The organism is Dietzia timorensis (assembly GCF_001659785.1).
Classification (GTDB): domain Bacteria; phylum Actinomycetota; class Actinomycetes; order Mycobacteriales; family Mycobacteriaceae; genus Dietzia; species Dietzia timorensis.
The window spans coordinates 1,008,315-1,020,331 of sequence record NZ_CP015961.1 but is presented as its reverse complement, the minus strand read 5'-3'; the positions used below and the strand labels follow the sequence as shown (position 1 = coordinate 1,020,331).

General features: G+C 66.2%; 12 protein-coding genes. 8 read left to right on the top strand and 4 right to left on the bottom strand.

The window, feature by feature from the left end; all coding sequences use genetic code 11:
- Positions 1-37 precede the first annotated feature (37 nt).
- The 7 genes from BJL86_RS04720 (at position 38) to BJL86_RS04690 (ending at position 6,944) form a co-directional block, all read left to right on the top strand.
- Complete coding sequence (locus BJL86_RS04720; RefSeq protein ID WP_067475766.1) at positions 38-1,387, top strand: PspC domain-containing protein; 1,350 nt, start codon at positions 38-40, stop codon at positions 1,385-1,387.
- A 2-nt stretch (positions 1,388-1,389) separates the two neighbouring features.
- Positions 1,390-1,779: a hypothetical protein gene (locus BJL86_RS04715; RefSeq protein ID WP_067475763.1), complete on the top strand. Its 390-nt coding sequence runs from the start codon at positions 1,390-1,392 to the stop codon at positions 1,777-1,779.
- A gap of 128 nt (positions 1,780-1,907) precedes the next feature.
- Positions 1,908-2,165 (top strand): HigA family addiction module antitoxin, encoded by a 258-nt coding sequence (locus tag BJL86_RS04710; protein ID WP_067475760.1) that lies wholly within the window; start codon positions 1,908-1,910, stop codon positions 2,163-2,165.
- Between the two features lie 69 nt (positions 2,166-2,234).
- Complete coding sequence (locus tag BJL86_RS04705; protein WP_067475757.1) at positions 2,235-3,509, top strand: cytochrome P450; 1,275 nt, start codon at positions 2,235-2,237, stop codon at positions 3,507-3,509.
- A 32-nt stretch (positions 3,510-3,541) separates the two neighbouring features.
- Positions 3,542-4,822, top strand: coding sequence for a lipase family protein (locus BJL86_RS04700; protein WP_067475756.1), 1,281 nt, complete (start codon positions 3,542-3,544; stop codon positions 4,820-4,822).
- Positions 4,823-5,079: 257 nt separating this feature from the next.
- Positions 5,080-5,958, top strand: coding sequence for a CPBP family intramembrane glutamic endopeptidase (locus BJL86_RS04695; protein ID WP_067475754.1), 879 nt, complete (start codon positions 5,080-5,082; stop codon positions 5,956-5,958).
- Between the two features lie 44 nt (positions 5,959-6,002).
- Positions 6,003-6,944, top strand: coding sequence for an alpha/beta fold hydrolase (locus BJL86_RS04690; protein ID WP_082908583.1), 942 nt, complete (start codon positions 6,003-6,005; stop codon positions 6,942-6,944).
- Positions 6,945-7,037: 93 nt separating this feature from the next.
- Here BJL86_RS04690 and BJL86_RS04685 read toward each other — a convergent pair whose 3' ends face one another.
- The 4 genes from BJL86_RS04685 to BJL86_RS04670 all read right to left on the bottom strand — a co-directional run bounded on the left by BJL86_RS04685 (position 7,038) and on the right by BJL86_RS04670 (position 9,626).
- A complete protein-coding gene (locus BJL86_RS04685; RefSeq protein WP_067475751.1) occupies positions 7,038-7,697 on the bottom strand; it encodes an MBL fold metallo-hydrolase in 660 nt (219 codons plus the stop codon).
- Between the two features lie 32 nt (positions 7,698-7,729).
- Entirely contained in the window at positions 7,730-8,815 is a 1,086-nt protein-coding gene (locus tag BJL86_RS04680) for an S-(hydroxymethyl)mycothiol dehydrogenase (RefSeq protein ID WP_067475749.1), read from the bottom strand.
- Between the two features lie 188 nt (positions 8,816-9,003).
- The gene (locus BJL86_RS04675; RefSeq protein WP_067475746.1) at positions 9,004-9,399 is read right to left on the bottom strand and encodes a PIN domain-containing protein; all 396 of its coding nucleotides are present in this window, start codon (positions 9,397-9,399) and stop codon (positions 9,004-9,006) included.
- Complete coding sequence (locus BJL86_RS04670; RefSeq protein ID WP_067475774.1) at positions 9,396-9,626, bottom strand: hypothetical protein; 231 nt, start codon at positions 9,624-9,626, stop codon at positions 9,396-9,398. Before BJL86_RS04670 ends, BJL86_RS04675 begins: the two co-directional genes overlap by 4 nt.
- Positions 9,627-9,737: 111 nt before the next feature.
- Between BJL86_RS04670 and BJL86_RS04665 the strand changes: the two genes are divergently transcribed.
- Complete coding sequence (locus BJL86_RS04665) at positions 9,738-12,014, top strand: AAA family ATPase (RefSeq protein WP_257787296.1); 2,277 nt, start codon at positions 9,738-9,740, stop codon at positions 12,012-12,014.
- Positions 12,015-12,017: the final 3 nt, after the last annotated feature.

Sequence of the window (12,017 nt, the reverse complement as noted above, 5' to 3'; positions counted from 1 at the left end):
ATAGCGCGCCGGAGTCCGGGCGACCACGATAGAAGACATGAACGACACACGCACCCAGGAACCGACTCCCGGCATGGCACGGGATTTCGGCGCCCAGCTCAAGGAACTGTGGGCGACGCGCCCGGTTCGCCCCGCAGGGGACAAGAAGCTCGCCGGGGTCGCCACCGCCGTCGGCCACCGCTTCGACGTCGACCCCGTGCTCGTCCGAGTCGTCTTCGTCGTCGCGGCCCTCATGGGTGGCGCCGGCGTCGCCGTGTACCTGTTGTGCGCGCTGCTGTTCAAGTATCAGGACGACGCGCTGCGGGTCCACGAGACCATGTTCCACCGCAAGGACGAGGGGAAGTCCCTGTTCCTTCCCATCATTCTCACGATCGCGGCGATCCTCGTCGGCCCGTGGGCGATCGGCGGTTCCGATGTCGACGTGCTCGCCTGGGTCATCATCTTCGTGATGTTCGCCGGCCTATATGGCCTCTACCGACACCGGCCCCAGCCGCCCGAGTACATGCTGTGGGCGTACACGAGGGTTCCGCGCGATGGCCTCCACCCGGCCTCGCCGGCGTACATGATGACCAAGCCGCAGATGACCCAGTGGGAGCGCCAGGGACGCCCCGGACGCCCCGCCGATTACGGTCGCAGCGGCGCCACCACGGAGGCAGACGAAGGCTTCTCCGCGTATGACGGCGAAGGCACTCCGCCGTCATGGGATCCGCTTGGAGCGGCCCGCTTCGCCTGGGACCTCCCCGATCCACCGGCCCCGGAGAACGGCGATGGCGCCGGCGGCGACAAGGAAAGATCCTGCGGCCCGGGATTGACCTGGCTTTTCATCACCTTCGCCGGATTCGCGGGGCTCGGCGCGTTCGTTCTCGGCAGGTTCCTCGGGTTCCCCTCGGTGACGCAGTCGCTCGCCATCGCGCTCGCCATCGTCGCGCTGGGGATGATGATCGGGGCGTTCCGCAAACGCGGGCTCGGCCTGCTACCGATCGCGATGCTGCTCGGCGCGGCCATGGCCGTGACCTCGTTCAACGGCCAATACATCGGGCCGACGAACTTCAACCCGGAGGCCGAGGATTCCTTCATCGGCACGACCGAGAACGTCGCGGCCACCGATGCCCTGCTGGACGAGGGGATCAACGCGCTCGGGTCCAGCGTCATCCTCGACCTGTCGGATGTTGCCGATGAAAGCGCCAGCACGGAAGTCAACGCGATCGGCTCGACCATCGTCTTCGAACGGCCGGCGAACCACACTCTGCACATCGACTGCGAGGCCGCGGCCATGTCCGACTGCGAGACCCGCACCTACCCGGCCACCGAGCCACCCGCCGAGGGCGAGGCCCCGACCATCACCGTCACCGCCAATCTGCTCGCCGCCGCAATGGAGGTCCAGTAATCATGAACGACGATCGCCGCACGAACCAGCAACCGTCCTTCGGCGGACCCGACTTCGGCGCGCCGGCGCACCAGATATACGAGGTCGAACAAGACCCCATCGTTCCCCCTGGGATCCCGGCCCACGCCGGGGCCGGCGGCCCCGACTTCCGCGGCCCGATCGCCACCGGACAGATGTCGATCCCGACGTTCGCACCGGTCGCGCCTGCCTCTATGGTCCAATCGCCGCAGCGCCGCCGAGGATCGGTGATGTACTTTCTCCTCGGTCTGCTCATCTTCGCGCTCGCCGTCGTAACCGTGGTGATCGGCCAATCCGCGGCGGGGATGTTGCTCGCCGCGGCCCCATTCATCGTCATCGGGTCCATCGTCGTGTTGTTCACGATGAGACGCTGACTCGGAATGTAACGTTTCGGCAACTACAGGCAATGACCCTGTGAGGGAACAAAATATCTGCTAACGCCCTCTCAATAAAAGACTCAGAAGTTCACGGCTCGAACGCACGTTGACACGAAAGGCGAATCATGACCATCACCAGCGCCGTCTCTCCGGGCGGACTCCTACAGGCGGAGCTCGCGGCCCGTGGCTGGACGGTCGACGAATTCGCCTCGAAGCTCGGCGTCTCCCCTGCCCACACCTCCGAACTCCTCCACGACCGCCGCCCCTTATCCGAAGACGATTCCGTCCGGATCGGCGAAGCCATGGGTTCGAGTCCGCACCTGTGGCTCAAACTCCAGAGCCGCTACCAGAGCTGGCAACAGATGGTCGGACAGGCGAGCTAGTCTGCTACTGCGGCTCTTCGATCGGAACGTCGCTTGCGCAACATTTAACACGTGTTGTTAGATCTACTCATGGCGCCCTCGACCAAGACGTTCGACCCGTTCGATCCAGCGTTCCTGCGCGATCCCTATCCCGCGTATTCGGTACTGCGTGATTCCGACCCGGTGCATTTCCACCCCGCGGACCCCGATCACGACCGCCCCGAATTCTGGGCGCTGAGCCGCTACGCGGACATCGTCGCCGCGGTCCGCGAGCCGGAGTCGTTCTCCTCCGCACACGGGCTCACGTTCTACGCCGATGAGATCGCCGCGCTCGGCCTGGCACCGACGCTGGTGATGATGGACCCGCCGGAGCATTCACTCAAACGTAGGCTCGTGGCCTCGGGGTTCTCTCCGCGCCGGGTCGCGCAGACCGAGGACACGATCCGCTCCTTCGCCCGCGAGCGGCTCGCCGAGCTCGCCGAACGCGCCCGGTCGGGCGAGACCGTGGATATCCACTCGCTCTACTCGGCCACGATTCCCACCTTCGTCCTCGGGTTCCTGCTCGGCATCCCCGCCGCCGATCGCCCTCGCCTCGACCCATGGGTGTCGGCGCTCACGACGATCCAGGACAACGGTTTCGCCTTCGGCGGGCTCGGCACATCGGCGGTGTCTGCTGTGGCGGAGATGTTCGAGTACTTTGGCGAGCTCATCGCCTCGCGCCGCGAGGATATCGATGCCGGGCGTGAGGTGCCAGACGATCTCATCACCGGCCTCCTTCGCGCGGAGTATGACGGTGAGCAACTGAGCGACTGGGACGTACTGGGGTTCTGCTTCGTCATCGTCGCCGGCGGAAACGACACCACGGGCAACCTCATCTCGCACACGATCGCCCAGCTCACCGAGCACCCGGAGCAGCGCGCCGAGGTCGCGGCGAACCCCGGGCTCATTACCGGCGCGCTGATGGAATGCCTCCGCCGCGAATCCTCGGTGCAGGCACTCGCGCGCACGACGACCCGCGAGCTGAGCATCTCCGGCGTCAGGATTCCCGAGGGGTCGAAGGTGATGATGTATTACGGCTCGGGCAACCGAGACGAGCGCGAATTCGGCCCCGACGCCGCCGAACTGAACATCCACCGCGAATTCACCAGTCACCTCGCATTTTCGCAAGGGCCGCATTTTTGCATCGGTTCGCATTTCGCCAAGCTGCAGGCGCGCGTAGCGCTGGAAGAGTTGTATGCCGCCTTTCCTGCCATTTCCGCTGACGTCGGAGGGGCGAGGCGCATAGAGTCTCCTTTTACGCGGGGTTTCCGCAATCTCCCCGCGTACGACTTCGCCGCGACGGCCTCGTCGACCGCTGCCGGCTAGTCGATTTCGCCGGCAGCGTGTTGGAGGTTTCCATGTCGAAGGCGCGGTCCCTGTTCTCGGTACTGGTGGTGTCCGCGATGGCGCTCGGTGCCGCCCCGCTCGCTACGACTCCGCTCGCCGCGGCGCAGTCCGCGCTGCCGCTACCGCCGGCGCCAACCACGGACCAACGACTAGAGGCAGTCCTCCCTTCGCCGAGCGGGGACGCCTTCTTCGACGCGCCGGCCGTGGACGCCGACGGCCTCGCCGCGGCGACGCCGGGCGAGGAGCTGGCCCGCCGGGACGTTACCGCCATGGCCGCCCCCATCGCAGGCGCGCCGATATCCCGTGCGACACAGTTCCAGTTCCGCACGACGTCCGCCGACGGCTCTCCTACCTTCGGCACGGCGACGCTCCTCGAGGCGCCGGGCACCGAGGGCGCTAGCGGCCACGGCATCGATGGCGAACCTCTACTTGTGTATAACGCGGCGATCGACTCGCTCGGCCGCAAGTGCACGCCCGGCTTCGCCTACGCCAACGGCGACATCGCCGCCGGGGTGTCCCCCATTCGGCGGATAATCGATGCGTTCCCGCCGGTGGTCGCCGACGCTCTGCGCTCGGGAACCTCGGTGCTCGTGCCCGACCACCAGGGGCCATCGATGGCCTACGCCGACCCGTTCACCGCCGGTCACACGATTCTCGATTCGCTCCGCACCGGTCCGATGCCGGCCGCGGGCCGCCTGGTGTTCACCGGATACTCCGGCGGAGCCATCGCCTCGCTCGGCGCCGGCAAGCTCGCCACCGAGTACGCGCCGGAGGTCGCCGAGCGCCTCGAAGGCGTGGCCGTCGGCGGCGTGCCGGCGGATTTCGAGACGCTGATGACGAGCATGAACAGCAACCTCGCCGTCGGGCTGCTCGGCGCCGCCACCCTCGGAGTGGCCCGCGCCCATCCGGAGATGCTCGACCTACTCACCGACGAGGGCGTGCAGATCGCTTCGGCAGTGAAGGACAGCTGCATGGACGAGGTCTCCCTCGCGGGCGCAACACTCGCGGACATCGACCGGATCGCCGCCCCGGGCGCCCTCGAATCGCCCACCGCCGAGAAGATCTACGATCTCGCGCGGATGAGCGACCGAGCAATCCCCGCGCCGCTGTACATCTACCACGGCCGCGACGAGTTCTGGGTTCCCCTCGGACCCGTCCGCGCGCTCGCGGCTAAGCAGCGCGACCTCGGGGTCCCGGTAACGATGCGCGAGGTTCCAGGCGAGCATTTCGTCGCCACGTTCACCGGGTACCCCGAGGCGAAGGACTGGATCCACTCCGCGCTGCGCGGCTGATCGCCCGCATCCGCCGCTGCTCGGGCGCGGCCGGAACTTCTCCTCCCCTGCGCGCATCGAACGGACTGTAACCTCGCACAGCTAGCTCTCGATTCGCCGCAGAGGAGAAAGCGATCTTTCCGCCGAACCCGAAAGCGATTCCCGGTCCCGTCCGCTACCACCGGCTCGCCAGGACCTCGCCCCGATACACCAATTGGCGCCCGTTCTGGGAACTCGTCATCGCCGCAGTCCTGTACGTCACCCTCCAATACTTCGTAGTGATCGCCGCGATTATCGGGGCTGGCCTGGCCTCGCCTTATAGCGACGAGGCGGAGGACTTCGAAGAATTCCTCGCCGCAGGCGTCCTTCCTGAATCCCCGCTGGAATGGGGCTTCACGATGACAGCCCTCGCCGTCTGTTTTCCGGCGGCACTCCTGGCGGTAAACATCGCCGGACGAAGAAGGCTCGGAAGCCTGTTCTCTGTCGCCGGAAGGTTCCGCTGGCCTCTCATGTTTCGCGCGATGGCGTATTCCCTATTGGCAATCGGTCTCGCCTACGCCCTGTCCAATGTCTTCTTCGACGATGTGACGATCATGATGGACGGCGCAGCTCTGGCGATCCTCGCGCTCACTCTCGTTCTCGTTCCATTTCAGGCAGCGGCCGAAGAATTGCTGTTCCGCGGCGTGGCCGCGCAGGCCATCGGCTCGTGGCTGCGCCACCCCGCGTTCGCCTTTATCCTTCCCACGCCGATCTTCGTCGCGCTCCACGTGTACGACTATCTCGGGCTCGTCGATGTCGCCGTCTTCGCCTCATGCGCGGGCTTCCTCGCCTGGGCAACGGGCGGGCTCGAGGTGCCCATCGGATTTCATATCGCCAACAACTGGGTGGCGATCGGGACGGCCGCTTTCCTCGGACAGAATCCGGCGGAGCCACTCATCACCCTCCCGACAACGATTTTCAGCGTAAGCACCACACTGCTCATCACCGCCCTTATGTATTTCGACAAGCAGCTGACGTTCCAGACGACCGGCACCGCGGAAGCGATCGAGAGGCTCCCCGGGCAGCAGTGGCCGCCGGAGGCTATGCCGCCATCCGGCCCTCCGCGTACGCCTGGAACTCCACCGCCGCCGCAGCCGAATTCGTGGCCACAGGGATGAGCTTCACGCCTACGCCGTCATAGGAAAAGGGTTATCTTGAGGACATGAGCAATCCCTCGGGCTCAGCGCCCGCTTCCCGTCCCGTCGGCTTTCCGCACGACAACGCCTCGGTGGCGCAGCGGCTCGGAGGCGAGGCTTTCAGCGTCGAGGCGCGCGGGTTCACGTTCGACGGCTACCGGGCCATGCCCTCGGCGTCTGCGAACGGCATCCCAACGGTCGTGCTCGTGCACGGATGGCCGCAGTTCGCGAGTTGCTGGGAAGAGTTCGCGCGCACGCTGCTCGACCAGGGTTTCGAGGTGGTCGCCTTCGACCAGCGCGGATACAGCCCCGGAGCCCGGCCCGGCGAGGTGGAGGATTACACGCTCGAGCAACTCACGGGCGATATCGACGAGGTCACCCGCGCGCTGGGCATCGATAAGTTCCATCTTGTCGGTCACGACTGGGGCGGGATCATCGGGTGGATCTACGCCGCGGCACATCCCGAGCGCCTGCGTTCGTACACCTCGCTCGCGTCGCCGCACCCCGTCGGGCAGCTGCAAGCGACGGCCGAGGACCCGGGGCAGTACAAGAAGATGAGCTACATTCGCGGAATACAGGCAGACCCGGATGCCTCACGCGATGCTCTCTTCGCCGACGATGCCGCACTGCTGCGCGCGTTATACGGCGGCGCGGTCGACGGAGAGACGGTGGCGGCATACGTGGAGCGTTTCCGTGAGCCGGGGATCATGGATGCCGTGCTGAAGTATTACCAGGCGCTCGGCAAAGGGCAGCTGCCGCCGAACCTCACGGTCACGGTGCCGACCCTTTACATTTGGGGAGACCAGGACATCGCATTCTCGCGCAGTTCGGCGGACAAGTCGGCAGAGTTCGTCAGCGGCGAGTACAAGTTCGTCGACCTCGCCGGCGCCTCCCACTGGCTTCCGGAGGAGCGCGCCGACGAGATCGCTCCCGAGATCTGCGCTTGGATCGCGGTGCACGAGGGCTAGTTTTCGCGTGCCCGTCGTGCGGTCGGGCCCGGGAACAACGAAGCGCGCCAGCATGAAATCTACCGGCGCGCTTCCAGCGATTATCGCGGGGTTCTAACTCCCCTGCTTGATCCACTCCTCGAGGTGCGGGGCTTCGTCGCCGACCTTCGTCCCGTCACCGTGGCCGGTGTGGACGAGCGTCTCGGCGGGCAGCGAGAGGATCCGGTCCTTGATCGACGTGATGATCGTCGGGAAGTCCGAATACGAGCGCCCCGTCGCGCCCGGGCCGCCGTTGAACAGCGTGTCTCCCGAGAACAACACGCCGGCCTCTGGCACGTGAAACACGCACGAACCCGGTGAGTGTCCGGGGGTGTTCATCACCTTCAGATCGGTGCCGGCGACCTGGAAGGTGTCACCGTCGGAGAGGTCCTCATGCGCGAGGCCGCCGTGCGTCTCCTCCCACAACATCTGGTCACCGGGGTGCACGAACAACCGAGCGTCAAGCTTCTCGGACAGCTCCGGCGCGACGGTGATGTGGTCGTTGTGCGCGTGCGAGCACAGGATGCCGAGCACCTTTCGGTCCCCGACAGCGTCGAGGATCGGCGCGGCATCGTGCGCGGCGTCGATGACGAACACCTCGTCGTCGTTGCCGAGAATCCAGATGTTGTTGTCGACCTCCCACTCTCCGCCGTCAAGGGCGAAAATGCCGGAAGTGACGACCTTCTCGATACGCAGGCCGTTCGCGAGGCCCTGCGACGTAACCTCGTGCGTCATGCTTGCTCCTTAGGTGGTGGAAGAGGTGTGGTTTAGATTTCGACGACCGAGCGCAGCACCTTGCCGGCCTTCATCGACTCGAAGGCCTGCTCGACCGCGTCGAGCGAGATCCGCTCGGTGACGAACTTGTCGAGCGGCAACCGCCCCTCGAGGTGCAGGTCGACAAGCATCGGGAAGTCGCGCTCGGGCAGGCAATCGCCGTACCACGAGGACTTGAGCGCGCCGCCGCGGGAGAAGAAGTCAAGCAGCGGCATCTCGAGCGTCATGTCCGGAGTCGGCACGCCAACGAGCACGACACGCCCGGCCAGATCACGCGCGTAGAACGCCTGCTTATAGGTGGCGGGAATGCCCACGGCGTCGACAACGACATCCGCGCCGAACCCGCCGGTCAGCCCCTGGATGCCCTCCACCGGGTCGGCGTCCTTCGAATTGATGACGTCGGTCGCGCCGAAATCCTTGGCCCATTCGAGCTTGGTCGGATCGATATCAACCGCGATGATCTTGCTCGCCCCGGCGAGCTTGGCCCCGGCGATCGCCGCGATCCCGACGCCGCCGCAGCCGATCACGGCCACGGACTCGCCCCGCTTGATCTCGCCGGTGTTCATCGCGGCGCCCATTCCGGCCATCACGCCGCAGCCGAGGAGGCCGGCAACTGCCGGATCTTCCTTCTCGTCGACCTTGGTGCACTGACCCTCGTGGACCAGCGTTTTCTCGGCGAACGCGCCGATCCCGAGCGCGGGCGAGAGCTCCGTGCCATCTTCTAGCGTCATCGACTTCGAGGCGTTGTGGGTGTCGAAGCAGTACTTGGGCTCTCCGCGCTTGCACGCGCGGCATTCGCCGCACACCGCGCGCCAGTTGAGCACGACGAAGTCGCCCTCGGCGACGTGGGTAACGCGCTCGCCGACGGTCTCGACGATCCCCGCGGCCTCGTGCCCCAGCAGGAACGGGTACTCGTCGTTGATGCCGCCCTCGCGGTAGGCGAGGTCCGTGTGGCAGACTCCGCACGCCTGGATGCGCACGACCACATCGTTCGGCCCGGGATCCGGGATGACGATATCGACGAGCTCAACCGGCTCGTCCTTGACGCGCGAAATGACTCCCTTGACGGTGTTCGACATTGCTTCGTCCCCTTTCGCTCGTATCCGGTCGCGCCGATCTTCTCGAGCGCCGGTCTCTGCTGCCAGCTTAGGGAAGTTTCTCGGCGCCGTGGGGTGCGGGCGGGCGCGAAATTCGCGTTGTACCAGGCGCTTTAATGACAACGTTTTTCATTAGCACGGTAGTGCATGTCTTCCGTGCGACCGTCCAACTACGGAATCATCGTCGCCACATCGGGGCGCTCACCGACCAAAGTTTTATCGAAGGTCGCGAGCCGTGAACCGGTCTCCTCTGCCAATGACGCCAGGTAGGCATCTGCCATCTGGCGATGTCCGACCACGTGGTCCAGGTCGACATCGCAATAGGAGATCGAATCTCGGCAGAACGAAATGCGCGGCTCGCCATAGAACGCTTGGAGCAATTCGCGAGCGTCGTTGCCTCGAACTCCACTCCGAACTAGAAAGCGACACAGCGCACCCTCGACCACGGGACACAGCAGAATTTCTGCAGCTCCCAGCGACCAGCGAGCCGCGCGCTCGTGGTGTTCGTGCTCGACGATTGCTAAGGCAATGAGCGCATTCGCATCGAGCAGATACCTTTCGCTCATTCGTCGTCGAGCTCTCGAGCGACCTCTTCGGAAGTTAGACGGTAGCCGAGATTCACAGTCGGAAGCCCACTGACTGGGTCGCGGTTGATCCGCATGGGTTCGCCGGCGGCTGCCAACCCTTTGACCGCAAGATCTGCGACCACGGAGGACAGCGATTCCCCTCGGGCCTGTGCTAGCTCCTTGGCCCGTCGGTGCACCGCGTCGGGCAGATCAATTGTCGTACGCATGCCCCAATGGTACATCAGGCTTGCATCAGTCGTGATGCACAGATTTCACGCGAGGGTCGCCGCGGGTATCGTGAACCTCGAAATGACCACCACACCCCGGAGGCCGCGGTAGTGAACCGGCCCGCGAACATCGAGCTCACCGAGGAGTTCACGGCCGCCCTCGACCTGCTCGCCGCCGGGCACTCCATGTTTCTCACCGGCAAGGCGGGCACCGGCAAGTCGACGCTCATCCGGCACTTTATGGCGACCACCGAACGCGAGACCCTCGTCGTCGCGCCGACCGGTATCGCCGCGCTCAACGTCGGTGGATACACAATCCACCAGCTGTTCCGGTTCCACACGACGACCACACTGTCCGACGTCATGGGCGGAGACTATTACCCGACGCGGTTCGCGGCCGCCCTGCGCAGCGTGGGCACACTCATCGTCGACGAGGCGTCGATGGTGCGCGCGGACCTGTTCGACATGATGAACGCGGCGCTCACGCGCTTCGGCCCCAAGCCGGGCGAGCCGTTCGGAGGGGTGCAGATCGTGCTCGTGGGCGACCTCTTCCAGCTCGCGCCCGTGGTTACTACACATGAAGAGTGGTATTTCCGCGATACCTACGACACCCCGTATTTCTTCTCCTCCCGCTCCTACACCCCCGAGCGTTTCCCGCTCGTGCAGCTGACGAAGGTCTTCCGCCAGATCGGCGACCCAGAGCTCACGCGGATCCTCAACACCGTCCGCGAAGGCCAGCTCTTGGGCGACGCCCGCGCACACCTCAACACCCGCACGGCGCCGGATTTCGAGCCGCCCGTCGGCGAGTTCTGGCTCACGCTGTGTACCACGAACAAGCTCGCCGATTCGCGCAACCGGCGCATGCTCGACCAGCTCCCCGGCGACGAGCTCCACTCGCACGCGATGGTCTCCGGCGAGGTCGAGCGCCAGGCGATGCCCGTCGACACCGAGCTCGCGCTCAAGCCCGGCGCGCAGGTCATGCTTCTCAGCAACGATCCGTCCCGCCGCTGGGTCAACGGCTCCATCGGCCAAGTTCGCTCCATCTATCTCGATGACGACGGAGAGCTCGCCGCGCAGGTCGCGCTGCACACCGGGCGGGTCGTCGACGTGGGGCAGCACACGTGGGAGGTCACCGAGCCGGTCGCCGAGGCCGGCCACATCTCGCACCGGGTCGTCGGCACGGTGCGACAGCTCCCGATGCGCCTGTCGTGGGCCATCACCATCCACAAATCGCAGGGGCAGACGGTCGACCACCTGGTCGTGGACCTCAGCGGCGGCACGTTCGCCTACGGGCAGCTCTACGTCGCGCTGAGCCGGTGTACCTCGATGGACGGGCTCGTGTTGCGGCGCGATGTGCTCGCCAAGGACCTCAAGGTCGACCAGCGGGTGCGCCGCTTCCTCCGGCAGCACGCCCGCCGCTCCTCTACTTCTGTCGCGCCGGCGTTCCTCTCGGCGCTCATGGTCGGCGAGGCGGGCGACCGCTACCGCCCGCGCCCGGTGGAGATCGCCGTCGCCACCGAGGACGGCACCGAGTTCTCCACGCTCATCAACCCGCAACGCGACCTCGGCTCGGCGCGCACGGACTACGACATCTCGGTCGCCGACATCCAGCTCGCCCCGACGCTCCCCGAGGCCTGGCCGGGCATCGCCCGTGCGCTCGCCGGGCGCGCGGTCGTCGCCGCCCGCTGCGACGAGACGCTCGAGTACCTCGACTTCGAGCTCAAGCGCCTCGGGGTGCTCGTCGTCGTGCCCATGGGCATCGAGTTCCGTTCGCTGCCATTCGCTGTCGAGAATCCCCAAGCGATGACGTCGCACGACGCGCTTTCCCGGGCCCGCGCGATGCGCGACTCCGCCGTCACCCGCGGGTGGTCCGTGCCGGGCGATGCGGACTTCTTCGAGGCCGAGCCCGCAATGGAGTCCGGCTACACGCTCGGCCGAGATCGGGCGTTTCGCCTGGTGGGTACGCAACCGCCGGAGCTGGGGCATGATGCGGCGCTCGCCGCTCATGTGCGCCGGGCGGCCGAGCGGTCGATGCCGAGCCCGCCGCTCCTCGCGGAACTCGACGGGCTGGGGACCGAGCTCAGCGAGGATGTGCTGCCGCCGGAGTGGGAGGATCCGGAGGCGACAGACCTCGACGGGATCTTCTTCCCCGGCGCGCGCGTGTGCTTTACCGGGACCGTGCTGCACGATGGCCGGGAGTTGTCGCGGGAATCGATGGAGCGGCGGGCGCGCGGGGCCGGGCTCGCGCCGGTCGCAAACGTGACGAAGACGAAGTGCGACGCGCTCGTCGTCGCCGAGCTCGGCACCCAGAGCAACAAGTCGAAGGCGGCACTCAAGTGGGGAAAGCCCGTCGTCGCCGCGGCCGATTTCCTCGACTGGCTCCGTTGAAAG

What these genes read in the sequence shown, in the direction of transcription:
- BJL86_RS04670 (WP_067475774.1), bottom strand. Translation starts at nt 9,626, where the DNA reads ATGCGTACGACAATTGATCTGCCCGACGCGGTGCACCGACGGGCCAAG.
- BJL86_RS04690 (WP_082908583.1), top strand. Translation starts at nt 6,003, where the DNA reads ATGAGCAATCCCTCGGGCTCAGCGCCCGCTTCCCGTCCCGTCGGCTTT.
- BJL86_RS04710 (WP_067475760.1), top strand. Translation starts at nt 1,908, where the DNA reads ATGACCATCACCAGCGCCGTCTCTCCGGGCGGACTCCTACAGGCGGAG.
- BJL86_RS04675 (WP_067475746.1), bottom strand. Translation starts at nt 9,399, where the DNA reads ATGAGCGAAAGGTATCTGCTCGATGCGAATGCGCTCATTGCCTTAGCA.
- BJL86_RS04680 (WP_067475749.1), bottom strand. Translation starts at nt 8,815, where the DNA reads ATGTCGAACACCGTCAAGGGAGTCATTTCGCGCGTCAAGGACGAGCCG.
- BJL86_RS04705 (WP_067475757.1), top strand. Translation starts at nt 2,235, where the DNA reads ATGGCGCCCTCGACCAAGACGTTCGACCCGTTCGATCCAGCGTTCCTG.
- BJL86_RS04720 (WP_067475766.1), top strand. Translation starts at nt 38, where the DNA reads ATGAACGACACACGCACCCAGGAACCGACTCCCGGCATGGCACGGGAT.
- BJL86_RS04685 (WP_067475751.1), bottom strand. Translation starts at nt 7,697, where the DNA reads ATGACGCACGAGGTTACGTCGCAGGGCCTCGCGAACGGCCTGCGTATC.
- BJL86_RS04700 (WP_067475756.1), top strand. Translation starts at nt 3,542, where the DNA reads ATGTCGAAGGCGCGGTCCCTGTTCTCGGTACTGGTGGTGTCCGCGATG.
- BJL86_RS04715 (WP_067475763.1), top strand. Translation starts at nt 1,390, where the DNA reads ATGAACGACGATCGCCGCACGAACCAGCAACCGTCCTTCGGCGGACCC.